Origin of the sequence: Bacteroides sp. B1-V-101, assembly GCF_023656585.1 — a bacterium.
Classification (GTDB): Bacteria; Bacteroidota; Bacteroidia; order Bacteroidales; family Bacteroidaceae; genus Bacteroides; species Bacteroides thetaiotaomicron.
The window spans coordinates 376,930-400,873 of the sequence record NZ_JAMOKH010000001.1; the positions used below are offsets into that span (position 1 = coordinate 376,930).

A 23,944-nucleotide genomic window follows, 5' to 3' on the forward strand; every position below is an offset into this window, starting at 1 on the left:
ATTTAAATGATTAATAAATTAAATAGGGATTATTCATCGTCTGCCGTTTCCAGCAGGTGTTTCAAGTTGGGATCATTTTGGATGCGAAGCAGCTCTTTTTCGATGATTTGCGTCACGTCTTCCTTGATTTGATAGTAGTTCCTTTCGATTTCCTCTTGCATGTGGTCCTTACCATCCGCACCGGTAAAGTCGGTTATGACGGGGATAGGCTTGTAGGCTTTTGTTTCGGCGGCTACCCGTTCATTGTCCACCACGATCTCGCAATGGAATATCTTCTGTTCTATCTTCTCCCCGAAGTTGTCGCAGACACTGCCGACAAACTCTCCTTGCGAGAGGTTGGAGATTTTGGAGGCAGGTATCAGCGAGTCGAGCTGGGTACTGATATTGGTTGAGGTGTCTTCACGGGTCATATTAATGGATTTGCGCTGTTGGAGCACTTTCCCAAACCTTTCAGAAAGGTTTTTCGCTGTTTCTCCGACCACTTGCCCGGAAAAGATATTTCCAATTGTGTTCTGGATCACCCGCGCCTCCTTATCACCGTAGTCACGTATTAACTGGCTGAAATCCTGTGCTCCCAGACATACTGCCACTTTGTTGCTACGGGCGGTAGCGATCAGGGTGTCAAGTCCTTTAAAGTAAAGTGTGGGAACCTCATCCACTAGAATAGAGCATTTGAGCCTGCCTTTTCGGTTGACCATTTTAACGATACGGGCATTATACAATCCTAACGCACATGAGTAAATATTCTGTCTGTCAGGGTTATTGCCGACGCACAAAACTTTGGGTTCCTCCGGATTATTGATATCCAGCGTGAAGTCATCTCCGGTCATAATCCAATATAAGGCAGGTGAGATCAGCCTTGATAGCGGAATTTTGGCGGAAGCTATCTGCCCTTGGAGCTGCTCCATCGCACCACCTTTCCATGCATCCATAAAAGGTGACAGGTAATTCTCCAGCTCCCGGTAAGAGGTCAGTATGGTGAACAGGTCGGAATACGGTTTATTCAATAGCTCTATGGCATGTGGGAAGGTGCAGAATTTCCCGTTTTCATAGATTTTAAGATACCAGATCACCGCCGCAAATAGCACAATCGGGCTTTCTACAAAGAAATCTCCCTGCTTTTGAATCCAACTCTTGTTCAAATTTAACATGATTACATACGCTGATTCGTATGCATCCGCGATATCGGATAGAAACGAAGGATTGAGGGGATTGCACCGGTGGCTGTATCTGGGATCATCGAAATTAATCACATAAAATCCGACCGGCTTGGCATACTTATCCTTGTTTTTAAGCAGCTGGTTATAAGCAATTATGCTTAAATCCGGATACTTAAAATCATAGATATAGGCGGCGAATCCTTTCTCTATCTGCTGGCGGATATAGTTATTGATGATGGCATAACTCTTTCCTGATCCCGGCGTGCCTAATATCAATGAGGCGCGGAAGGGATTAATCACGTTTATCCAGCCTGAATAGGTCTTTCGTTGGTAACGGAAACGGGTGGGCAGGTTTACCGAGTATTCATTGGCAATCAACCTGCGCTCCTGCATGAAGCTCTCGTTCTCGTCGTTAAAGACGTCATCCATGAGTTGGTTCTTCAACAGGCGGCTGATCCAGGTTCCGGCGGTAAGCAGGCTGATATATCCGGCAGCTACGGTAGCTACATATAATAAGGTTAGAAGCGCGACGGGGAAGCGTGCCGTCAGTAAGAGCTCGCTACCAAAAAAGAGCAGCATCCCGGCTATAAGGTAACAGCCGATACTCCTTCATGACATCTCCACGTCCTTCCGTCCTTTCGCTCCCATGCAGGAGAAGAAAAGGAAGAGCAGACTGAAGGACTTGCTCACCAGCGAATGGGAAAACAGCCCGGTATCCCGCTGGAAATTGAGCAGTATCTTGTCCACGACACCGATGTTCAGGTTCATGGAAAGAAAATAGGGATAGCAGAAATAATAGACATTCATCACTAAAAATAGGATGCTGATGGCCCTCATGAAGTCAAGGTTCTTATTGAGCCCTCTGGTTTCGTCTTGTGACATAAGCGGTATGATAATTAATGGTGATACATTTTATTAGCCCAGATGCGGACCTCTGCGTTTTCTCTTTTTCTTTTTCCCGTAAGGGCTTTGCGTCAGGTCGTCTGCCGGATACGGATAGGATTCCAAAGAGAATATATCAAGCAGTCCTTCCACCAGCTCCGTCTCTTTCATTTCCGGTTCGGACGGATGGATAACAGGGGCTTCTTCAGTCTTTTCCGGTGGGATCGTGCCGTACTTCCGGTTTATAACCGATGCCGAATATTCTTTGCCCAGAAGCGAGCCCTTGAATACGGTCTTTGAGTTATGGTCGATGTAGGTCACGCCATAGATCACACCGGAATCGTTCTGCCAGAGTATGGCGGCAATGCCTTTTCCAGAAAGTTCCTGCAGGAATCCCTGACGGGTGGGCTGTCCTTGCAGGGCGGTAGCGATAGCTTCCTTCGTCTGTACGGGTACGGGATGTCGGGCAATTCATTGTTTGCTTTTCACAAATTTCTTTTGGAGTGCCTCGTAGCCTACGCTTTTACCGATCTTGCTGGATTTGATGGCTACGCCGGTCCGTTCTCCTTTTTCATCGGTAGCCGCATAGACCAGTCCATGATAGGTCTTTCCCTTTATCGTCTTGTGGGCCTCTTCCACCGTTACATGGAAAAGGCCAAGCAGGGCTTTAAACTCCTTGACGGATTGGAACTTGTATCCCTGCATGACGGGCTTGACCACATTGGCTATCTGATGCTTGATATCCCCCTTCCGGTAATCGACGGCAGTCAGCGGCAGGGATTCCCGTCGCTCCATCTTCTCGGCGGGTAACAGATGGTATTTCCTCTCCAGCTCCCGGCAAACAGCGGTCGAGCGTTGCCATTCTTTGTAATCTTTAATTTTCTTTCCCTGCTCGTCAATACGCAGGGAGACGATATGGATGTGGGGCCTGCCGATATCCTCATGCCGGTAGATGATATAGGGTTGGTTGCCATATCCCATTTTTTCCATGTATTCCTGGCCGATAGCGGTCAACTGTTCATCGGTCAGCACATCGTCCGGGTGTGGATTTAATGAAATGTGGATAACGGGCTTCTCAGTCCGGCGGTTAGCCGCCAGATACGGTTCGAAGGAACGGATGCAGTGCTGGATGGTCGGATGGCCGTCTGCCGGTTCCATGATCCGGTTTCATGCCAGTGGCCGTGCCTGCTGCTTGTCCACTTTTTCTTGATTGTAGTATAATGCCCCGTAAACGGAGGCTCCTGATGTTATTTTTGCAACCATTGTTCAAATTCTTGGGTGAGACGGATAATCTCCCGGTTGAGAGATATTAGTTCAATAGTCAGTTGCTCCAATTTATAGAGCATGGCAAGAGCCTTCTTTTCGGATAGTCCGGTATGCAGAGCTTTGACTGCCTGGTTATAGTTTACTCCGATCCGGCGGTATTCGCTCTGCAGGTTGGTCAGCTTGATGTAGTAGTCCGTTGCCGCCTTATCTATTTTCACGACTTTCATCGGTTTGTCGAAAAGGGCGGCAAGGATGAACTGGGATTTATTATTAGCTCCCGAATTCTCAAAGAGCCTCTCAAACTCGATGTTCTGGAGTTCGTCCAGACGGAATCCGTAATAATAAGAATGAAGTTCTGATTCCTCTTTGGGATTCCGTCCGCCTCTTCATTTGCTCGAAGTGTCAGCCCGTCCGGGTTTGCGTGTACTATTGATTTTAGCCATATCTTTTCAGGTTTTATTTATCCGGCAGCAAAATAAGTGATAATTTTGATACGAACCTAAAATCGGAAAGTGACTACAAATGACAAGAGATGACTATTTGTGACAGGGGGTAAAAATACCCCTGTTCACTTCCCGTTTCCGCAAGCCGCGATGTTCTTTTCAAAGGTTTCCTTTAGTTTGGGCAGCAGGACGGAATAGTTCTTTTTGCGCCGGGCAAGGTCGGCACGCAGGTCATATGGTTTGGGAATGGCAACATTGAAGAGTTTCTCAAAAGCGGAAACGATACCGGCGAAAGAGAGGCGTTTGCCGCTTTCGTCCGTAATCAGCCCGCTGTAATCCAGCGAGGAGATCAGTTCCATCAGGTTGACCAGCGAACCTTTCCAATGGAGCGATGAAAGAAACGAGGAAGGTGTCGTGATGGTTCCGGGGTACTGTACACCAAAATTGACCAGCTCTATTTCCGCCTCCACCAGCAGGAGGCATTTGTCCAGATAGAATTCGGCTACTGCCGTGTGGAAATGTCCTGTTCGGGTGAATAACTTCTTTAGGGAAATCAGTTCTACCTTGCTGTGAAGCAGATGGCGCAGCCTTTCCGATACGGAAACCGATTCGATGGCGAGGTCGTAAAGGTATTGTTCATATTCGGTATAGGAGGAAGAGAATTCTTCATCGGAAACTGTCTGTTTTGGGCTTGAAGCCAGAGATAAATAATTGAATATACGGCATTCTGTAAATGGTTTCATACGGCATACATTTGATTTGTTTATACCGGAGTAAGCCAAATGAAATGCCTCTGCTATCGTTTAAAGCTCTATACCTTTTTAAAATACTGACAATCAACAATAAACAAATTTCATATAGAAACGGGTGTAAATAAAAAGTGTAAGCCGTCCTTGACAAGAATGTTAGGACGGCTTACACTTTTGTAAACCTCATTTGCTTCGGGTTATCCTCCGGTCAGTCGATGATATGGTATTTCCTTAGTTTCTCATACAGGGTAGTCCGGCTGACATTGAGCAACCGGGCCGCCTTGGAACGGTTGTCACCCGTCTTTTCAAGGGTCTGGAGAAGCAACGCCTTTTCTTTTTCTTCTTCCGTCCACTGCGTTTCTTCTTCTTTAGGAAGGGAGATTTCAAGGTTCAGGTCTGAAACGGAAATCCATTGCTCTTGGCAGATGAGTACGGCTCGACCTATTACATTCTTCAGTTCACGGATATTCCCCGGCCAGGGATATTCCAGCAGTGCCGCCTCTGCCAGCCGGTCAAAGCCACGAAACGATTTATGGGCCTTGGCGCAAGTGAGTTTCAAGAAAAAATAAGCCAGAGGAAGGATGTCTTCCCGGCATTCTGCCAGTGTAGGAATCTGCAGAGTGAACTCATTGAGCCGGTGGAACAGGTCTTCCCGGAAGCGTCCTTCTCCGATGGCTTTTTCCAGATTCTCATTGGTGGCGGCAACCAGCCGGATATCAAAAGAGTATTCTTTCGTGGAACCTACCGGCTTGCAGCGTTTCTCTTGCAAGGCCCTGAGCAGGAGCATCTGTGTCTTATAGGAAAGGTTGCCTATCTCGTCCAGAAACAATGTCCCTCCGTTAACGGCACGGAACAATCCGACCTTGTCGCTTTCCGCACCGGTAAAGGCTCCCTTCTGATGACCGAAAAACTCGGAGGCGGCAAGCTCATCGGAAATGGCCCCGCAGTCGATAGCCAGATACGGCTTGTTCTTCCGATGGCTCCGGGCATGTATCTCGGCTGCAATGTGCTCCTTCCCGGTGCCGGAAGCCCCACGGAGCAGAACGGAGATGTCGGCACAGGCAATCATCTCTATCAGACGGTACATCTCATGGGCTTTGGGGCTTTCACCTCGGTAGAACTCCTGTTCGTTATCGTTTTTATCCAGTATCTCCGTTATCAGAGCCAGGAGATTGTCTGGCTGCACAGGCTTACACAGGTAGTTGATGGCTCCCAGTTGCATGGTTGTCACCGCATTCTCCACCTGTCCGTAGTTGGTCATGATCAGAAAAGGGATAGAGTAGTACTTCTCATTCATCCATTTCAGGAGCGAGGTGCTATTTCCGTCCGGCAGGCGCAGGTCTGCCAGTATTAGGTCGAACTCCTTTTGCCCGATGGCTTTACGGGCATTCGCAAGGGTTGCCACGCATTCGGTTTTCATCCCTTTTTTCACCAGCCAGTTGCTGATGCTACGGCTGAACACAATATCATCTTCAATAATCAGGATTGTTTTCATAGGCTTTCCTCCCGTATTTTTCAGCGTATACTATCAGTTTTTCCACTGCCCGGATGATGTCCCGCATTTCCATGGATTGTCTATTGGTCCACTCTGTCGCAGGTTCTGTCACCAGTTCCCGTAAATGAGACAAGGGGAAATCCAGACGGACGGTTTCCCATAGGGGCAGGTTCTTATGCAGGATGGAGGCGGCGGCCTCCTTGTCTTGTCGGTCTAAGGCAGCGGTTAATGCGGCAAGGTCTTTCCGGCTCTCTTCGATAAACAGGGCGAGCATTTCCTCCCTGTTGTCCTCTCCTGAAAGGATGAGTGAGAAATCGGGAGCATACTCCTTTCTGTCTTTTTCTCCTATCACTTGTGCCACTGTATTTATCAGTTCTTCCATAGAGAATGGTTTATGGATGCAGCCCGAAAAGCCGCCCGACAGATACTCGTTGTCATCATCCACCCGTGCCGTTACCGCTATGACGGGGATTGTCTTTGCGTTCTCCATATTGGATGCCCGGAGCAGTTCAAGTATTCCGTAGCCGTCCGTTTCAGGCATCTGTATATCCGTCAGCAGCAGGTCATATCTTTGTGACCGTAGCCGGGTAACCAGTTCACGGCTGGTCTGGCAGCAGTCGCACCGCACTCCGTTACGGTTAAACATCTCTTTGGTAATGTTCAGTTGCATCCGGTCGTCATCAATGACCAGTACGTTGATTCCATCCAGATGATAATCAGTAGCGATGCGTGTCTCATCCATCTGGGTGGATTCATCCGCCTCAAGGAGTGGCAGGAATGCGGTAAACGTGCTGCCTTCACCCGGTTTGCTTTTTACGGTAAGGCTTCCCTGCATCCCGGAGACCAGCCTGCTTGCAATGGCCAGCCCCAATCCGAAACCGGGAACATTACGGGCATTGTCCAACCGTTCAAAAGCTGTGAATATCCGGGTTGTTTCTTCCTCCGTCATCCCGGTACCGGTGTCCTGTACCGAGAAATGCAATTCTTTATTCCGGTATTCCGCTTGCAGGCGGATTTCACCTTGCCGGGTGAATTTAATGGCGTTGGAAAGCAGATTGTTCAGGATTTGCTGGAGCTGGGAACGGTCACCGCTTACTACCACATCCAGACCGGAAAAGGCGGTTGTCAGCCGCAGCTTTTTCTTTTTGGCCAGCGAACCGTAGTTCCGGGCTGTTTCGCTGAAAAGGGTCTCCAGCCGGAAAATCGAAAGGATGGGTTTGTTCCTGCCGGTATCCAGCAGGTAGAATCCGATCAGCGTATTGACCAGCCCGATCATGTAATCGGAAGAATGGAGTATATTTTCCGCATACTCGTCCTTGCGGCTCTTCTTTTCTTCCCCGGGGAGCAGTTCGGCGCATCCTTTGATAGTAGCCAGTGGCGCACGAAGGTCATGAGCGATGGTGAGCATCATGCGTTTTCTGGATTGTAGGAGCTCCGTGTTCTCACGATTGGAGGCTTCCAGCTGACGCTGATACTGGTTTATCCTGTTCAGATCCCGGTGGATGATAAGATACAGGAGGACGGTCAGCAACGAGATGAGGACAGCCAGCAGAGAGACCGTATGGAACGAGCGGTCGCGTGTGGAAATGAATTGCCTGTAACGCTCATCAAGCCGTATTCCAGCATCCGCCTCAAAGTCCCTGACAATCCGGTGTAGCCTGTGGTTCAGGTCCGTGTTGTTACTGTACAGGAGGTCCATCTGTTCCAGCAGCCTTTCCCGTTCGGCTTTCTGCATGTCGGTCACCTCCCTGTCAAGGGAGTGCAGCATGCTCGTGACAGATGTGGTACCCTGATGTTTACCAATGGACTGTCGCTGGCGTTCCAGCTGTTCCTTCTGCTGCAGATAGGCCGATTTTTTCCTCCCGGGCCTGATGAATGACCAGAAACCCTTCTTCGGAGTTTCCTCCTCCTTCTTTTTCTCGGCAGGAAGGACATCCGCCTGCTGGATATGGGACACGATTGCCGGAATCTTGCTGTTCACGATCTCGCCGGTCTTGCGCAGACGCCCGAACGTGTCCATGACCGTGTCTAACAACAGTTCCTTTCTTTCCAGCAGCAGGCATAACGAATCTATGCGCGACTGTTGTTCGGGAGACTTCACATACCTTTTCAGTGTCTGCAACATGTTACAGACACTGTCTTTTTTTGTGTGGTAGAGTCCAAGGTCGCTTTCATCCCAGACGCTGGCTGTTTCACCGTAAGTGGCCAGTCCCAGCAAGCCCGCGTATGTTTCTCCGGCCAGATGCCGGATACAGGCCAGTTCATGCTCATCCTGTCGCAGGCTGTTCCGCCTCGTCTGTTCCTTGCGGAAGATATGAATGGTCAGGACGAGCAGGAGAAGCAGTATGACATATCCTAAAAGGATTTTAAGTTTCAACCACATGGAAGTCTTCATTCTTATATTGGAATCCTACAAAAAGGCGTGTTCGCTCATATAAAAGGGAATAATAGAAACTTATGATAAAAGTTTATTACTGTTTCAAACCATTTGAGGATACCTCGCAAGTTTGCTATCACACAGTTGATCTTTTAATCTTTTTTTATACTCACAGAAAGGATAGGAACCTGCTTTTTATGACTGAAACATATCACATCCCCTTTATTGGACATTACATTCTCATTCGATCATATTGTTTTCATTTCGGCTCATCCGTTTCTTCACCCGTTCTACTGCTTCCGATACAATTTCTTTGTTTTCAAAGCGTTGTGTATAATTGGTATAGTCTGGATGAATCCGTTTGTAGGTCGGGTCAAGAAACAAAGGACTGGAAATAATATGGTCCGCTGTCGAACGGTTACAACAGAAAACTATATTTTCAACTCCCGCCAGCCGGGTCAGTGCCTTTACATCCGTGTCATGTGGCTGCAATGTCATCGGATCCGTGAAAAAGAACAAATAATCAATCTCTCCTTCCACAATACGTGAGCCCATTTGCTGGTCACCACCTAAAGGACCGGATTTCAGAATCGTGATATCCCATTCTGTTTCAGGATGTTTCTCTTCGAGCGCTTTTTTAATGAGTGTACCGGTGGTTCCCGTACAATAGAACTTATGCCCTATCAGACGTTCCGAGTTCCAAAGAACCCATTCTATCATGTCCTTTTTCATTGCATCGTGTGCAACCAGACCGATTTTACGAACAATTGTTTTCATCATAATAATAAAATATGGTTTATGTGATAATATAATTAACAATATCCAACAGCTTTATAAAAAACAGGAGAATGACTGTATGAGTTTGAGCAGCTCCTTGTTCGCCCGGCTGTCCACGGTGGCTTCCCGCCTCTCCTCAAACAAAGTAAGCGTTGCGGAGCATTCCCCGCAGATATCAATGCCGACTACACGTTCCTTTCGAAGGACAATTGCCAGTAATTCCTCCAGTTCCTGCAGGCTGAAAGACCCTTGATCCCAGTCTGTTACTGCGGATGCCGGGTTCAGGACATCCTTGTCTATGGACAAGTAAACCGGTCCTTCAATATACGCAGAGGAGAAATTGCGCCAGCCCTTCTCGTGAGCTAACGTCGCTTCGCTATAAAAACTGACTCGTTGTCCGTATTCTTCCGGTACGGTGCGTATCAGTTTGTCCGATGCACCGACTATCACCACTTTCTTGCAAAGCATATTCCAGTCTAACATGTCTTTTACCCAGCTCCCACAAGAAAGCATGCCCTTGAACAAGGGAGGCTGCATGTCGGGGTGATGGTCGAATACAATCAGAGAGAACGGAACTCGAAGTTTGTCTGTCCATAATTTGGTCAGGTAATGATAATTGCCCGAATCAATGAAATGGATACCTTCCGCTGGATAACCGGCAATCACCCGCTTCAATTTTCGTATCCCCTCCTTGTCACAGTAACCTCTCGTTCCAGAAAGGTGACGGCAGTCTAGCCAAATGAACTGATTGTTCCGTGCAAATACCTCATGGGCATACACACCGGTGAAGTTCATGATGACAACCGGCCAGACGGTTTCTCGGTCCGCCTTCTTCTTACACCGTCCATTTGTCAGTAACTCTTGCTTATTCATGTCCGTTCAGAACCATCGTACATAACAAAAATCTTGCCGGTGAGGTAACAGGGGATGGTTGGGATACATTCTGAATGCCTGTTTGAAGCTTCCAGCGCTGAACATTCTGGTTATTGCCTTGAAAGTGTATAGGTTTCCGTCTTTGGATGTCAAAGAAAAAGGAATGACCTCATGGATGCGATCCTCATTCTCCTCATACCGTATAATGACCGATTCCAATCCGATCGCGTTGTCCAGCCCTTTCTCGTCAATGACGACCGTCATCTCGTATTCCTTACCAGCCTCCACCGTGGCGTCCAATCCTTTTCCCGCATTCACGGAAACGATTTCCACGGCATTCCATCTGCTGTCGACAGCTGCCTTCCAGCCGGCAAGCGTTTTCGCCTTTGCATAATTGTCCGCCGCCAAAACATGAAAGTGTTCCGACAACTTGTTGTAAAATCCGTCATAGTAGTCATCCAGCTGTCTTTTCATCGTGAAGCGGGGAGCTATTTGCGCAACCGAGTTCTTGATGTACTTGACCCAGGTTTCCGGATAGTCTTTTTCTTTCCGTTCATAATATAACGGCAGGATATTATGTTCCAGCAGGAAATAAATTGTTTCCGCATCCAGTTGGTTCTGGTACTGTTCATCCTGATAGGTGGCCTTGTCGGTGATGGCCCATCCCGCCTCCTTGCGGTAGCCTTCGTACCACCAACCGTCCAGCACGGAGAAGTTGAGTACGCCGTTCATCAGAGCCTTCTCACCGGAAGTTCCGGAAGCCTCCGCAAGACGGGTGGGAGTATTCATCCAGATGTCAACCCCAGAAATAAGATGCCGTGCCAGGTCCATGTCATAATTCTCAAGGAAGATGATTTTACCCAAGAATTCAGGACGGCGGGATATCTCCACAATCTGCTTGATGAGCCCTTGCCCGGCAGTGTCGTTTGGATGGGCTTTTCCTGCAAAGACAAACTGTATGGGATGTTCCTGATTGTTCACAATCCGCGCCAGACGATCCAAATCGGTAAACAAAAGATGAGCTCTTTTGTAAGTTGCAAAGCGCCTTCCGAAGCCGACAAGAAGAGCATTCGGATTAAACTTCTCGAAAATGGAGACACCCAATGCCGGGTCAACCTGGCTTTTGAGCCAGTCCCGGCCGCATTTCCACTTGATGTAGGATATCAGTTTGGTTTTCAACCTTTTCCGCATGTTCCATATCTCTTCATCGGGTATATTATAAACGCCTTTCCATATTTCCTGATTGGACTGGTCGTTCATGAAATTCTCATCGAAATTGTCCTTAAACAGCTTTTTCCACTCCGCCGTACACCAAGTGGGAAAGTGTACGCCATTCGTCACATAGCCCACATGGTTCTCTTCCGGGAAATAGCCTTTCCAGAGAGGCGCGAACATCTGCTGTGAAACGGACTTGTGCAGCTTGCTGACACCGTTTACCGCCTGGCTGGTTTTGCAGGCGAATACCGACATGCAGAAACGTTCTCCCTTGTTGCCCGGAGTTTGCCGTCCGAGGTTCATCAACTCGTCCCACGTAATGCCCAGCTTATCAGGATATCCTTTCATATATTTATTGAAAAGCCCCTCATCGAAATAGTCATGGCCGGCAGGCACAGGTGTATGCACAGTGTAAAGCGAGGAAGCCCTAACCAGTTCCATGGCTTGTCCGAAGTCCAGGCCTTCGGATATATAGTCGCATAACCGCTGGATATTGATCAGTGCGGCATGCCCCTCGTTGCAGTGATATACATCTTTCTCGATGCCCAATACTTTTAATGTCATCATTCCTCCGATGCCGAGCAGTATTTCCTGCTTGAGCCGGTTTTCCCAGTCACCGCCATACAGGTGATGGGTAATCGGACGGTCGAACTCGCTGTTCAGTTCATTGTCCGTATCCAGCAGGTAGAGGGAAACACGTCCCACATTGGCCTTCCATACATTGGCATGGACCGTGAAACTGTCGGCATAGGGAACATGGATTACCAGTTGTCGCCCGTCAGGCTGCATCACTTTCTCTATCGGAAGCTGCCCGAAATTCTGTGGGTCATAATGAACCTGTTGCTGCCCGTCCATCGCCAGAGCCTGGTCAAAATAGCCATAACGATATAAAAGCCCTACAGCGCAGAGGTCTACGTTACTGTCCGAAGCTTCCTTCAGATAGTCACCTGCCAATATGCCCAGACCGCCGGAATAGATTTTAAGAACCCTGTCCAGACCATATTCCATGCTGAAATAGGCAACTGACGGACGGCTGTGGTCCGGCTCCACATCAAGATACGCCTTAAAAGTGGAATATACGTTTTCCATCTTACGCATGAAGTTTCCGTCATGTGTCAGTGCCTCCAGCTCTTCATAATCCATCCGTTCCAGAAACAGTACCGGATTCTGTTCCGCCTCTTCCCATAGTTCCGGGTTCAAACCACTATATAAACTCTTCGCATCCTCGTTCCAGGTCCACCAAAGATTATGTGCCATCTCCGCAAATCTCCGCAATTCTGCCGGAAGGTGTGAACCGACTGTAATCTCCCTCCATTGTGGGACGTTTACATGATAACTTGAATATTCCATAACATTTTACTTATTTGATAGTTCATGATTTTTTTCTGTGGAGGTTTCTCCTGTTTCCGGTTCTTCCTGTGGAAATGTCCCGGCTGTACCCTGGAAATTCTCGAGGAACTGTTTTTCCATACTTAGCGATCGTTTCCGTATCCGCTTGGAAAAATAGATAACGACAATGATCAGGAAAGATAATATCAGTCCTGACCCCAAAGCGACATTGAAAAGACGGATGATGATACCCATTACGATAATGATACAGATCAACACCTTGATCACTATCATTGATACCAGCAGCCCCCTGTTGAACCTGTTGTCCGCCCAAAGTTTGCGGAATTCGACGGAATTGTTTTTCTTCATGATGATGGCGCACAAAAACGGGGATATGATAAGGAGGACAAGAACGAAGCTCAGCAGGCTTCCTTTCATCCCCGGAATACGTCCCATTACCAGAGGATACGCATAGGAGAAGAACAGCGCTATGAAAAACAGGCATACCACCAGATAAAGGGTGACGGATACCAACATGGACCTGATGAGCTTGTGCCAGGAGCCTTGATGTCTTGTGGTCATTGTTCCAGAAGAATAATGCGTCAGGTAATCTTTCAGGAATTGTGGCAAGTGCCTGTCTGCAAAACAGTAGACGGGATCCGACAGTCTTATCATATAAGGAGTAAGGAAAGTGGTGATGACCGATACTGCCACTATGACCGGATAAAGGTATTTGTCCATTACATTCAGACTGATTCCTAACGAAGCGATGATGAACGCAAACTCACCCACTTGTGCCAGGGAAAAGCCGGCTTGTATCGCAATCTTTAGCGGTTGTCCGGAAAGCAACACGCCGAAACTCCCGAACAGGACCTGCCCGCATAGGACCAGTGCCGTCAGGATAAAAACAGGAACGGCATATTCCCATATCATGGCAGGGTCGATCATCATTCCCACTGATACGAAGAAAACGGAGGCGAACAGGTCCTTTACCGGTTGCACGATATGTGCGATTTCTTCCGCTTTATCTGTTTCTGCCAGCAGGGATCCCATGACGAACGCACCCAGCGCGGCGGAGAATCCCGCCTTTGTCGCTATCATCACCATTCCCAGGCATAGTCCCAGGGAGGTTGTCAACAGTATTTCATTGCTAATAAAGCGGTTCAATCTTTTCAGAAGGGTAGGAATCAGATAGATTCCCAATGCTGACCAGAAAATAAGAAAGGCCGCAAGTTTCAATATGCTCTCCAGCATTTCGAAGCCTTCAAAATGCTTGCCTACAGCCAATGTGGAGAGGACCACCATCATGATTACCGCCACCACGTCCTCAATGATTAGTATCCCCAGGACAATACCGGTAAATTTCTGATCGAGAAGCCCCATGTCACTGAATGCTTTGAATACGATGGCGGTGGAGGACATGGACAGCATTCCGCCCAGAAAGATACAGCTCGTGTGTGAGAAGCCCATCGCATTGCCTGCCGTATATCCCAGGAACATCATGCCGCAGACGATGATAACAGTGGAGAATATGGCCGAGGCTCCCACACTTATCAGCTTTCTGAACGAGAAATCCAGTCCTATGGCGAACAGGAGGAAAATAACACCGATATCCGCCCATATCTTGATATTGGCCTGGTCGGAAACAGTCGGGAATAGGGAAATGGAAGGACCTGCCATAATACCGGCCACAATATATCCCACTATGACCGGCTGTCCCAGCCATTTGAAAATGACGGTTATGATACCGGCTATAATCAAGATAGTGGCAAGGTCTGATATTAAAGGGGCAACTTCCGACATAGGAGTAACATTTTATATGGACAACTCGTTAAGGACACGGATCAGGTTTTTGTCAATGGGCTTGTCGTTCTTGATAGCCTGGTCAAAAGGAACATAGACAATCTCATTGTTATGTATGCCTACCATGATATTGTGCTGGTCCTCCATCAGGGCCTGTATGGCGGCCTCACCCAGCCGGCTGGCCAATATGCGGTCGTTGGCACTTGGCGCTCCTCCCCGTTGTAGATGTCCCAGGATAGAGACCCTGACATCATATCCGGGGTATTCCCTTTTTACCCGGTCGGCATAGTGCATGGCTCCGCCATTCTTATTGCCCGGGCTTTCCGTCACGATGACGATGCTGCTGTTCTTGGTCTTCCGGAATCCGCGTCCGATAAAAGTCTCCAGCTGATCCGCATCCGTCCGGTCTTCCGGAATAATGGCGGCCTCGGCTCCCGAGGCTATTGCGCTGTTCTGGGCGAGGAAACCGGCGTCGCGTCCCATCACCTCGACAAAGAAAATTCGGTCGTGCGAGGTGGCTGTATCCCGGATTTTGTCCACACACTCCACAATGGTGTTCAGGGCCGTATCATATCCGATTGTAAAATCGGTACCGTACAGGTCATTGTCGATGGTACCGGGCAGTCCTATGCACGTGACAGGGTATTCCTCGGCAAATATGCGGGCTCCAGTCAGTGAGCCGTCGCCCCCGATGACTACCAGCGCCCCGATTTTTTCTTTCCTCATGGTATCGTATGCCTCTCTGCGTCCTTCCGGGGTGGTGAACGCTTCGGAACGTGCCGTTTTCAGGATGGTTCCCCCACGCTGGATGATGCTGCTCACATCCTCGGTCGTAAGTTCCCTGGACTCGCCCGCTATCAGGCCTTCGTACCCTCTGTAAATTCCTTTGACTTTGAAGCCGTTGAAAATGGCGGTACGGGTCACGGCACGGATTGCCGCATTCATTCCGGAAGCGTCCCCTCCGGAAGTAAGGATTCCTATATATTCATCTTTTTTCATCTATCTCAGTTCTTGTTTTGTTTCATTCTGCCAATATAGCTTTCAGTTTTTTCCGGCAGTGAAAAATACGGCTCTTTATGGTTCCCAAACTCACACCGGTTCTTTCCGCTATCTCACGGTATTTGAACCCTGACAGGTACATCTCAAAAGGTATGAAATGCGACTCCGGTATACTTTTGATGGCATTACGTATCTTTTCCAGGTCATAGTTCCTGTCCACCTCCTCTGTACGGGACTCGTCCATGATCCGCGAATAATATGCAGGATCGGAGGATATGTACAGACGGGTATGACCGACCTCCGCCCGGTAACCGTTGATAAACGTGTTACGCATGATGATAAACAGCCACCCTTTGAAATTTGTGTTCTTGTTGTAACTTTCTTTGTGAAGCATTGCCTTGAGCAGGGTATCCTGCAGCAGATCTTCCGCCTTCTCCCTGTCCGCTGTCAGTTTGTACGCGAAACGGAACAGTTCGTCCTGTACGCTAAGCAGCTCTTTTTCAAAATTGAATTCCTTCATCGGTTGTGCCGGTTCCCTGTTCCGGAAGTGCCTGTTAAAGGCCGGACGGCTCTCCGGACAGGAAAAGCCTGTCCGGCCTTACACCATTCCAGATATGGAATTATTTAACCTCGATAGCCTTGGAAGTTTTTTGTTTTTCTTCCTCCTTCACTTTCGGGATTTCAATGGACAGGATCCCGTGTTCGACTTTTGCGGAAATCTTATCCTTCTCCACGTTTTCAGGTAGCAGGATGGTCTGCTGGAACTTGGAATAAGAGAATTCGCGGCGGAGATACTTCTTGTCTTTCTTCTCCTCCTTCTTCTCTTCTTTCTTTTCCATGCAGATTGTCAGGTTGTTGTTTTCGTCAACATTCACCTTGAAATCATCCTTCGTCATTCCGGGAGCCGCCATTTCAACCTTGTAGTCCTTGTCATTCTCAATGACATTGATGGCAGGAGCCGTAACTCCCGTTTTTGCCAGCCACTCATTCTCGAAGAAATCGTTAAAAATACTCGGCAACCAGTTTGAATTTGTTTTTACAGGTACCATTTTTACCTCCTTTTTTAAATTGTTAATAAATAAAATATTCAAAAAGACAATACAAATCAGTCTGATTGACTGACTCTTATCGTCTGATCATACCTTGTTCGGCTACAGCCTCCGTCCGTCTCCGTATCTCCTCCTGGTCTCCGAGGAAATAGTCCCTGACAAGCACCGGCCGTTCATCAAATTCGAATACATAAGGTACTGCCGTGGGCAGGTTCAAGAGGGATATGTCCGTATCGGAAATATTCTTGAGATGCTTGACTATCCCGCGCAGACTGTTTCCATGGGCAACGACAAGCAGGTTGTCCCTATGCATCAATGTGGGTAGGATGACACATTCCCAATAGGGCATGACACGCATGACGGCATCCTTCAGGGATTCAGTCCGTGGCAGTTCCATTTCGGGAACACCGGCGTAACGGGTGTCGTTCCCCGGATAGCGGGGATCGTCTTCCTTCACCGGCTCGGGCGACACGCCGTAACTTCTCCGCCAGATATGGACTTGTTCCTCGCCATATTTGTCTGCTGTCTCCCTTTTGTTAAGTCCCTGAAGTATGCCGTAGTGTTTCTCGTTCAACCTCCAGCTTTTCTCCACCGGGATCCAGTCTTCATTGAGACGGTCCAGAACACAATTCAACGTTTTCACAGCCCGTTTCAGATAGGATGTGTAAGCCGCCTCAAAAGAGAATCCCGCTTCTTTCAGCATATCACCGGCTTTACAGGCTTCTGCGATCCCCTTATCACTCAGGTCTACATCGGTCCAACCGGTAAAGCGGTTTTCCTTGTTCCATAGGCTCTCGCCATGTCTCAACAATACGATCCTTTTCATGCCATATAGTTTTTATGCAACGGTTATCGAAGGATCCAGATAGACATCCTGAATGGTGTTCAGAAGCGAGACCCCGTCTTTCATCGTCTTCTGGAAGGCTTTTCTCCCACAGATAAGTCCCATACCTCCGGCACGTTTGTTCACCACTGCGGTTACGACGGCATCATGCAGGTCAGATGTCCCATGGGACTCGCCCCCCGAATTGATCAGGCCAACCCTTCCCATATACCCGTTGGCCACCTGGTAGCGGCAGAGGTCTATCGGATGGTCGGAGACCAGTTCCGTATACATACGCCCGTCGGTCTTACCGAATCCGATGGCTTTAAAACCTCCATTGTTGGACGGCAGCTTCTGCTTCACGATATCAGCCTTGATGGTGACCCCGATATGGTTGGCCTGCCCTGTCAGATCTGCTGCCGCATGATAGTCAATCCCGTCTTTCTTAAAACTGCTGTTTCTCAGATAACACCACAATACCGTGGCCATCCCCAACTCATGGGCATATTCAAACGCCTGTGAGACCTCCACAATCTGGCGGCGGCTTTGTTCCGAACCGAAATAGATAGTTGCCCCCACGGCAACGGCACCCATGTTCCATGCCTCCTTCACTGTACCGAACATGACCTGGTCATAACTGTTCGGATAAGTCAGCAGCTCGTTATGGTTCAACTTCACGATGAAAGGAATCTTATGGGCGTACTTACGTGCCACAGCTCCCAGAACTCCGAATGTGGATGCCACGGCGTTGCATCCTCCCTCGATAGCGAGTTTCACAATGTTCCCGGGATCGAAGTAAAGAGGATTGGGTGCAAAGGATGCTCCGGCAGAATGTTCTATCCCCTGATCCACCGGCAGGATGGAGACATATCCGGTATTGGCCAGACGCCCGTGCCCGTACAGGGCTTGCAGGCTCTCCAAGGTGCGTATATTCCTGTCGGAATCCACCCATGCCTTGTCTATCATATTCGGCTCGGGGATATGGATGAGTTTCTTGTCTATTGTCTTGCATACATGGTCCAGGTAGTATCCTGCCTGCGTTCCCAACAAATCAATAATCGTGCTCATGTCAGTCGTTTTTTTATTCCAAATCAGGACTGGCGTTCCCCCAGTTTTGCATCCATGAAAAGGATGCCGCTCTCTCCGGCTTTCTTCATCAGGTTTACGATGTTCAGGAAATTCGCCTCTTCCTCCACCTGCTCCCTGACAAATCCCCAAAGAAAATCACGGGTGGCATTGTCTTTCTCCTCGGAAGCCAGATGTACCAGTTCGTCAATCAATCTGGAAACATGTCTCTCGTGTTCCAAGGCATGTTCAAAGACTTCGGTGGGACTGCCCCAACCCTGTGGAACCACATCGACCTTGTCCACTTTTGCCTCCGCCTCACGTTTGGCCATATATTCGGCGATGGCACATGCGTGTCCTGTCTCTTCCGCCGATTGCTTGCGCATCCAGCGGGCCATGCCGGAAAAACCTTCCTTTTCCAGATAGAAGGACATTGAAAGATACAGGTTGGCGGACCATAATTCCGCAGTAATCTGCCCGTTCAGGGCCTTTTGTAAATTCTCGGTCATAATGAATCTAATTTTTAATGTTGGTACTATTTTTTATTTTTCATATTCAGGGGCAAGCGTGTGCTTGTCTCAAAATATCTGTCAGGACAGGTTGCATCCCGTTTATGAAACATTCCACGGCGATGACCATCAGAATAAGCCCCATCAGTCTCATCATCACATTATTTCCGGTTTCTCCAAGAATTTTCAAAAGCCGCGTTGACACGCAAAGGATAATGAAAGAGAGGAGACAGACTAGGGCGATCACGCAAACCAGTGCAATTTTGAAAATATGCTCAGGGGCATCTTCCATCAGTGTTATGCCGCTTGAAATTACACCCGGACCGCACAGCATCGGAACGGCAAGAGGCGTGACGGTGATGTTCCTGGAATATTCTTTTTTCTCGTTCTCGTTCAGTTTCACATGGGTGAAGTGTGCCTGCAGCATGTCATATCCGATTTTAAAGATGATGATACCTCCCGCAATCCGGAAACCATTGGTCGAGATCCCGAAAAAATGGAACAGGAACCTGCCGCACAAGGTGAAAAGTACCAGTATGACGAACGTGAGGGCGCAGGATTTTAAGGCGATGCTCCGGCGTTCTCCGGCACTCATGCCCTCGGTCATCTGCAGGAAAACCGGCATCACTCCGAGGGGGTCCATCAATGTGAACAACGAAGTGAAACACAACATTGAGTATGCGAATATATCCATAGGATGATACTTGTTTTATTTTTAGACCATTATTTTCTCTGTGAACAATAAACTCCGGTCAGGTTACACGATTTGACACATCATATGAAGCAGGGCAGCCTGCGTTCATATTCCATGGCCAGGATACGCAACAATTCCATAAACGCCGTACTTACATATATCCGTTTTGTGTACAGCCCCTTGATGAAAGAATGGATGGATGAATCCGTATTCTGGCATAGTACGTGAAGTTCGGATATCTGACGGGATATATATTGTTCATGTTCAAGCAGGGTGTTCAAGGCAGCCAGCGGTGTCGGCCATTGCCGGATGTCGCGCCTGATTTCATGGATGGTTACAGCACCTCCTTCATGATAGATGCGGTTCATCATCTGATAGACCTTGCCCATATTGTCCTGTGCCTGTGCACTTAGCCATGAGGCCAATATCGGAAGTTGCTGCCCCTCAAAATAGACCTGCAATGACAGGTACAGGTTAGTTGACCAGATTTCTGTATTGATCAATGTGTTCATCGCATATTCAATTCGTTTATCCATGGCTGTTCTGATATTTGAAATTAGACAAAATAAATCGTAATTCATATCCTGCAATAATCATGAATTTATGTGATAGCATCTGTAAATCGGACTCTTATGGAGTTGTAAAATGAATTTTAATGCTTGCGAGACAAATAGTCATAAAAATGTATAATTATCATGCCTTTTTGTCACAAGATCCCTACAACATTCTCAACAAGATATCCAGTTCTTTCTCTATCATGTTGATCTTGTCGTATATGTAATCCAGCGTATTATGATAGTGCAGGCAGGCCCTGCATTCCTGCAATTCCCTTGACAGGGAGAGTATTTGTTGCCAAAGTTCCTCTTCTGTATGTCCAGGGGGATTATTGAATGCCATAAATGGATTCAGAGAAACTGTTTGGCATGTAATTTGTGTAATAATAGCCGCAAGTCCCGAAAAGGGGCAGGAATGGAAACAAAAAGGCAGAGAATTCCACTAAAGACAGTAACAGACAGAGGAATGAAAACGGAAGGCAGGACCTGTCCGGTTTTGAAACAAATTGCTTTCATAATGCGATTATATGACAACTCTGTTCCCTGAAGTTGTGTTTATATAAAGTTAAGCGTGGGAACTTTGGTATTACCGTTCAGAAGTATCCCCATACTCAACAACATATAATACACAAAGCCCCACGCCTATATATGCTAACAAGATATAATAGTGCATAGGGACACCTGATGTATTATCCAATTGTTGTCTTGAAATTGGGGATTTCCTGAACATGGATAATGCCTAACGCTTACTGTTATTAATCTTTTTTGGTAAAAGACAAGGCAAAAATACTAAAAGAATTGATTCGCGTCAATAAAAATCCAACTTTTTTATTATTTTACTCTCTGCGCCACTGAATTTCATCGCTCTCCGCTCTCCAAATCCCGTGCCCTTCAGCGATAAGTAATCCTGAGTTCATCAATTGCCTCATAAAAGAGCTTTTGTACATCCTAAAATCCGCAACCTGTAATATTTTTGATATCTGGGGTTGCAGATACCTCTCTAAAACGACTCGTTTTCGTAAAGAACCCTAATGGTGCAGTCGCAAGAGACAAAATCCCCTTACCCCATGATGCGACTTGAGGCAATACGCAAAAGGCCACGAAGATTTGAGGCTACCCAAAATCAAATTTGAAGGCCATCATGTATGCATCATTGCTTGTGTATATGTTCAGTATGTGCTGTCTTGCAGTCTTAATCCATTTTGCAGGGACAGAAACATACTTGAATACAAAAGTTTTGATTCTGCTTGTGCGTTTAAGTCCAAAGCTCTTCATGTTTGCGTCAGATATGAGGTGTCTGTAAAAGTTTCGTATTAAAGCGGTCAGAAGCAGGAACACCGTGTTTTCCGCCATGAACGATTTTGGCAGCCGTTTCCAGCCAAAGCCGTTGTTCATGTCGTCCAATACACGCTCAGCACCGCCACGCTTGTTGTAATACTCCACGATGTCACGGTCTGTCGAAGTATAGTCATTTGTCAGTATGCATCTGTATGTATATTCCCCTTCCCACAGGTCGAGTTCCTTGTTGATGCTTCTTTGCCGCTGTATGACAAGGCGGTACGCTTTGCCGACCCATTTCTCTGCAATGATGGAGCATATCTCAAACTCGTGACCGTTTATGTATTCGGTCTTCCATCCGCGCAAGGCAAAGATATCGTCATACAACGATACACACCTGTTTGCGCGGATATAAAAATGCCGACTGTGCTTCTCCACCATTTCCACCATAGCCTCAGAGCATGAGCCACAATCCATCCTCGCACGGTTTATATGTATTCTGGCATTCTCCAAACGCTCAAAAATACGTTTTAGAGTGTCTTCCTGATGGAAACGGACATTGGTATTGCCGTCGCGGTTCTCTATCCCGACGATGACATCGCCGACCGTTGCTATTCCTGGACTGTAACCGGTAAACTTCTTGTAGGTTATTTTTGCGTCAAATTTCTCCGTCTCAATGAACTGGTGGTCAAAATCAAAGTCATATTCATTGTCTGGCAGCAACTGTCCAGTTGCCAGCAATGCATTGACAAGCAGATTGTTAAGGTCGGAAGCCACGTTGAAGTCGTAGCTTTTGCCCGAATCAGACCTGTAGGTCAGATTCGGTGTGGTCAATTCACGAATGGCCCTAAGTATTGTGTCTGCGCTGCATGTACGGAGGGGTGGATGCAAGCAAAGTGCTTCCATAAGGTGTGAGGTCACGTCTTCGACACATGACCCTCCACAGAAATATACGCACATCAGAGAACGTATTATCTCGCTATATTGATAGCCATACACTTTGCTACGCAAACCTAAAGTAGAGTCTATTGTACAAGACAACATCCTGTCGAATTTCTCCATAATTGGAAATATACCACCAAAAGATGTGAGTTTCTCGGATTTTATTTGTACTTTTACCATGCTTGATGAGGTTTTGTTTGACTATTTTTGCAACACTAAGTTAAGTGAATCCTTTGACATGACAAAATCCTGAGCCGCTCGGCTTTGCCGCTTGGCTTGTCCAAGAACTTTTTGTTGTTCAGGATATTATAAAAGTTAAAATTTATAGTGTTGCGGAATTAAGGTAATAACAATACTATGAAATCGTTATTCATATTACAACTTGTATGTTGCGTCATTACAGCCATGCTAGCATTGCAATTAGCCATGGCAAGTTTGCAGGTGAGATGGAAGGTGTGGCGCTACGAAATATCAAGATGGATTCTCGTTGCATCCATGCTATTCTTCTCCGTCCACTACCTCTTACAGATGATTCATGGACTCCGTGCACAAGGTACCGATGTGGGCGCAGCATTCAACATATTGTTCTATACTCCAGTGGCATTTGCCATCACTCTCTCCATAATCAACATAGAGAGCACAGGCAACAAAGTGCGACGGTATTGTTTACGTGGTATGATGGCATACATACTCATCGCCATAGTTTTCGTCATTGGCATGTTCAAAAGTCAAAGTTTACACATTGGCAATATGCTCTATGTGATGCTCGGTCTTTTTGTGGCTAGCATGGCATATTTTATTCTTATCATTCGCAAAGAAACAAAAGCCCGAAAGCAGAAGCTCATGGAGAATTTCGGAATCGACTTGATTCCATACGTGCGCTATTCGCAAGCCAGCATCATTTTGCTATACTTTGCTGCTGGACTCCTTCCTGTAGCAATCCTCTTCAATACCTTATTATATATAATAGGTCCCTTGATATTACTCTCTGTCATCTTTTTCGTCCACACTTTCATTGCTATGGGCTATTACATCACACCCAAAGAAGTCATTCCTGAGGAAAATGACGCAGAAGCAAAAGTCACGGAAGCAGAAGACATGAAAGACGGCAAGAACACTCATGGCACAAATATCTTGACAGCTAATAGAAAGATGGAAATAGAATTAGCCCTCAAGAAATGGTGTGAAGAGGGATTTTATAAGGACTATGAAGTTAACATCTATTCGCTAGTTACCAAGTTGGGATACAAGAAAAACGAACTGACAGAATACTTCAATCAGTCAGAATACACCAATTTTAGAACCTGGCTTAGCGACATTCGTTTTAATGAGGCTGTTCGCATGATGAAAGCCAACCCCGAATATAGCATTGACGCTATTTCCACAGAGTGCGGTTTCTCATCCCACACATGGATTTATCGTATATTCAAACAAAAAACGGGCATGTCACCTAGCCAATGGCGCAAACAGTTTGCCTCCATCTAAATGCGTATTTTTGTAATTTCGCATTAAATAGCATTTAAAAGAGGTGTGTCAGCGTTTTGACACATTTACATTTGCAGTATTAAATATCACAACAAAATATAAGTGTATATTTGAAAAGTAGAGTTGCAGTGAACTAACTTTGACACTAGTCTTAAATGACTATAGGCTGAATCAGAC

General features: G+C 47.1%; 21 protein-coding genes and 2 pseudogenes. 1 reads left to right on the forward strand and 22 read right to left on the reverse strand.

Annotated elements, in window-relative coordinates:
- Positions 1-29: 29 nt before the first annotated feature.
- From mobC to NBH01_RS01755, 22 genes and pseudogenes are all read right to left on the reverse strand, one after another.
- Positions 30-2,042: pseudogene (mobC, locus tag NBH01_RS01650) on the reverse strand (conjugal transfer protein MobC).
- A gap of 33 nt (positions 2,043-2,075) precedes the next feature.
- The gene (locus NBH01_RS01655; protein ID WP_004308101.1) at positions 2,076-2,375 is read right to left on the reverse strand and encodes a hypothetical protein; all 300 of its coding nucleotides are present in this window, start codon (positions 2,373-2,375) and stop codon (positions 2,076-2,078) included.
- On the reverse strand, positions 2,344-2,517 hold the full coding sequence (locus tag NBH01_RS01660; protein ID WP_162864683.1) for a hypothetical protein: 174 nt from the start codon (positions 2,515-2,517) through the stop codon (positions 2,344-2,346). The genes NBH01_RS01655 and NBH01_RS01660 overlap by 32 nt, the downstream gene beginning before the upstream one ends.
- On the reverse strand, positions 2,514-3,200 hold the full coding sequence (locus tag NBH01_RS01665; protein WP_004308102.1) for a relaxase/mobilization nuclease domain-containing protein: 687 nt from the start codon (positions 3,198-3,200) through the stop codon (positions 2,514-2,516). The genes NBH01_RS01660 and NBH01_RS01665 overlap by 4 nt, the downstream gene beginning before the upstream one ends.
- An 89-nt stretch (positions 3,201-3,289) precedes the next feature.
- Positions 3,290-3,688, reverse strand: a pseudogene (gene mobA, locus NBH01_RS01670) (conjugal transfer protein MobA); the annotation flags it as partial.
- A gap of 188 nt (positions 3,689-3,876) precedes the next feature.
- Positions 3,877-4,494 carry an RteC domain-containing protein gene (locus tag NBH01_RS01675; protein WP_004308105.1) on the reverse strand — a complete coding sequence of 206 codons (618 nt, stop codon included), beginning with the start codon at positions 4,492-4,494 and terminating at the stop codon, positions 3,877-3,879.
- Between the two features lie 214 nt (positions 4,495-4,708).
- The gene (locus NBH01_RS01680; RefSeq protein WP_225680016.1) at positions 4,709-5,995 is read right to left on the reverse strand and encodes a sigma-54-dependent transcriptional regulator; all 1,287 of its coding nucleotides are present in this window, start codon (positions 5,993-5,995) and stop codon (positions 4,709-4,711) included.
- Positions 5,973-8,378, reverse strand: a complete 2,406-nt coding sequence (locus NBH01_RS01685) for an ATP-binding response regulator (protein ID WP_004312905.1) — start codon at positions 8,376-8,378, stop codon at positions 5,973-5,975. Before NBH01_RS01685 ends, NBH01_RS01680 begins: the two co-directional genes overlap by 23 nt.
- Before the next feature lie 234 nt (positions 8,379-8,612).
- Complete coding sequence (locus NBH01_RS01690) at positions 8,613-9,149, reverse strand: methylglyoxal synthase (RefSeq protein ID WP_008775197.1); 537 nt, start codon at positions 9,147-9,149, stop codon at positions 8,613-8,615.
- Positions 9,150-9,203: 54 nt separating this feature from the next.
- Entirely contained in the window at positions 9,204-10,022 is an 819-nt protein-coding gene (locus NBH01_RS01695; protein ID WP_004308109.1) for an arginase family protein, read from the reverse strand.
- 6 nt (positions 10,023-10,028) lie between these two features.
- Positions 10,029-12,587 carry an alpha-glucan family phosphorylase gene (glgP, locus tag NBH01_RS01700; protein ID WP_250699948.1) on the reverse strand — a complete coding sequence of 853 codons (2,559 nt, stop codon included), beginning with the start codon at positions 12,585-12,587 and terminating at the stop codon, positions 10,029-10,031.
- Between the two features lie 6 nt (positions 12,588-12,593).
- Positions 12,594-14,369, reverse strand: coding sequence for a cation:proton antiporter (locus NBH01_RS01705; protein ID WP_004308112.1), 1,776 nt, complete (start codon positions 14,367-14,369; stop codon positions 12,594-12,596).
- 12 nt (positions 14,370-14,381) lie between these two features.
- Positions 14,382-15,368, reverse strand: a complete 987-nt coding sequence (gene pfkA / locus NBH01_RS01710; RefSeq protein WP_004308113.1) for a 6-phosphofructokinase — start codon at positions 15,366-15,368, stop codon at positions 14,382-14,384.
- Positions 15,369-15,390: 22 nt separating this feature from the next.
- The gene (locus tag NBH01_RS01715; RefSeq protein ID WP_004308114.1) at positions 15,391-15,888 is read right to left on the reverse strand and encodes an RNA polymerase sigma factor; all 498 of its coding nucleotides are present in this window, start codon (positions 15,886-15,888) and stop codon (positions 15,391-15,393) included.
- A 100-nt stretch (positions 15,889-15,988) separates the two neighbouring features.
- Complete coding sequence (locus tag NBH01_RS01720; protein ID WP_004308115.1) at positions 15,989-16,417, reverse strand: Hsp20/alpha crystallin family protein; 429 nt, start codon at positions 16,415-16,417, stop codon at positions 15,989-15,991.
- 76 nt (positions 16,418-16,493) lie between these two features.
- Complete coding sequence (gpmA, locus tag NBH01_RS01725) at positions 16,494-17,243, reverse strand: 2,3-diphosphoglycerate-dependent phosphoglycerate mutase (RefSeq protein WP_004308116.1); 750 nt, start codon at positions 17,241-17,243, stop codon at positions 16,494-16,496.
- A 12-nt stretch (positions 17,244-17,255) separates the two neighbouring features.
- Positions 17,256-18,308, reverse strand: a complete 1,053-nt coding sequence (locus NBH01_RS01730; protein ID WP_004308117.1) for a class I fructose-bisphosphate aldolase — start codon at positions 18,306-18,308, stop codon at positions 17,256-17,258.
- A gap of 23 nt (positions 18,309-18,331) precedes the next feature.
- The gene (locus tag NBH01_RS01735) at positions 18,332-18,814 is read right to left on the reverse strand and encodes a ferritin (RefSeq protein ID WP_004308118.1); all 483 of its coding nucleotides are present in this window, start codon (positions 18,812-18,814) and stop codon (positions 18,332-18,334) included.
- A gap of 46 nt (positions 18,815-18,860) precedes the next feature.
- A complete protein-coding gene (locus tag NBH01_RS01740) occupies positions 18,861-19,508 on the reverse strand; it encodes a MarC family protein (RefSeq protein WP_004308119.1) in 648 nt (215 codons plus the stop codon).
- Between the two features lie 80 nt (positions 19,509-19,588).
- The gene (locus NBH01_RS01745) at positions 19,589-20,044 is read right to left on the reverse strand and encodes a ferritin-like domain-containing protein (protein WP_005680129.1); all 456 of its coding nucleotides are present in this window, start codon (positions 20,042-20,044) and stop codon (positions 19,589-19,591) included.
- A 181-nt stretch (positions 20,045-20,225) separates the two neighbouring features.
- The gene (locus NBH01_RS01750; protein ID WP_008771119.1) at positions 20,226-20,405 is read right to left on the reverse strand and encodes a hypothetical protein; all 180 of its coding nucleotides are present in this window, start codon (positions 20,403-20,405) and stop codon (positions 20,226-20,228) included.
- A 770-nt stretch (positions 20,406-21,175) separates the two neighbouring features.
- Positions 21,176-22,462, reverse strand: coding sequence for an IS1380-like element ISBfi1 family transposase (locus NBH01_RS01755; RefSeq protein ID WP_004312659.1), 1,287 nt, complete (start codon positions 22,460-22,462; stop codon positions 21,176-21,178).
- Positions 22,463-22,639: 177 nt separating this feature from the next.
- Here NBH01_RS01755 and NBH01_RS01760 point away from each other — a divergent pair, with 177 nt between their 5' ends.
- Entirely contained in the window at positions 22,640-23,767 is a 1,128-nt protein-coding gene (locus tag NBH01_RS01760; protein WP_225680013.1) for an AraC family transcriptional regulator, read from the forward strand.
- The last annotated feature ends 177 nt before the right edge of the window (positions 23,768-23,944 follow it).

Bases quoted from the DNA above. Each gene is read 5' to 3' on its own strand.
- NBH01_RS01680 (WP_225680016.1), bottom strand. From the start codon at position 5,995: ATGAAAACAATCCTGATTATTGAAGATGATATTGTGTTCAGCCGTAGC.
- NBH01_RS01690 (WP_008775197.1), bottom strand. From the start codon at position 9,149: ATGAAAACAATTGTTCGTAAAATCGGTCTGGTTGCACACGATGCAATG.
- NBH01_RS01715 (WP_004308114.1), bottom strand. From the start codon at position 15,888: ATGAAGGAATTCAATTTTGAAAAAGAGCTGCTTAGCGTACAGGACGAA.
- NBH01_RS01705 (WP_004308112.1), bottom strand. From the start codon at position 14,369: ATGTCGGAAGTTGCCCCTTTAATATCAGACCTTGCCACTATCTTGATT.
- NBH01_RS01750 (WP_008771119.1), bottom strand. From the start codon at position 20,405: ATGGCATTCAATAATCCCCCTGGACATACAGAAGAGGAACTTTGGCAA.
- NBH01_RS01675 (WP_004308105.1), bottom strand. From the start codon at position 4,494: ATGAAACCATTTACAGAATGCCGTATATTCAATTATTTATCTCTGGCT.
- NBH01_RS01760 (WP_225680013.1), top strand. From the start codon at position 22,640: ATGAAATCGTTATTCATATTACAACTTGTATGTTGCGTCATTACAGCC.
- NBH01_RS01665 (WP_004308102.1), bottom strand. From the start codon at position 3,200: ATGGAACCGGCAGACGGCCATCCGACCATCCAGCACTGCATCCGTTCC.
- NBH01_RS01720 (WP_004308115.1), bottom strand. From the start codon at position 16,417: ATGGTACCTGTAAAAACAAATTCAAACTGGTTGCCGAGTATTTTTAAC.
- pfkA (WP_004308113.1), bottom strand. From the start codon at position 15,368: ATGAAAAAAGATGAATATATAGGAATCCTTACTTCCGGAGGGGACGCT.
- NBH01_RS01740 (WP_004308119.1), bottom strand. From the start codon at position 19,508: ATGGATATATTCGCATACTCAATGTTGTGTTTCACTTCGTTGTTCACA.
- NBH01_RS01755 (WP_004312659.1), bottom strand. From the start codon at position 22,462: ATGGTAAAAGTACAAATAAAATCCGAGAAACTCACATCTTTTGGTGGT.
- NBH01_RS01730 (WP_004308117.1), bottom strand. From the start codon at position 18,308: ATGAGCACGATTATTGATTTGTTGGGAACGCAGGCAGGATACTACCTG.
- NBH01_RS01685 (WP_004312905.1), bottom strand. From the start codon at position 8,378: ATGTGGTTGAAACTTAAAATCCTTTTAGGATATGTCATACTGCTTCTC.
- glgP (WP_250699948.1), bottom strand. From the start codon at position 12,587: ATGGAATATTCAAGTTATCATGTAAACGTCCCACAATGGAGGGAGATT.
- NBH01_RS01745 (WP_005680129.1), bottom strand. From the start codon at position 20,044: ATGGATAAACGAATTGAATATGCGATGAACACATTGATCAATACAGAA.
- NBH01_RS01660 (WP_162864683.1), bottom strand. From the start codon at position 2,517: ATGAATTGCCCGACATCCCGTACCCGTACAGACGAAGGAAGCTATCGC.
- NBH01_RS01695 (WP_004308109.1), bottom strand. From the start codon at position 10,022: ATGAATAAGCAAGAGTTACTGACAAATGGACGGTGTAAGAAGAAGGCG.
- gpmA (WP_004308116.1), bottom strand. From the start codon at position 17,243: ATGAAAAGGATCGTATTGTTGAGACATGGCGAGAGCCTATGGAACAAG.
- NBH01_RS01735 (WP_004308118.1), bottom strand. From the start codon at position 18,814: ATGACCGAGAATTTACAAAAGGCCCTGAACGGGCAGATTACTGCGGAA.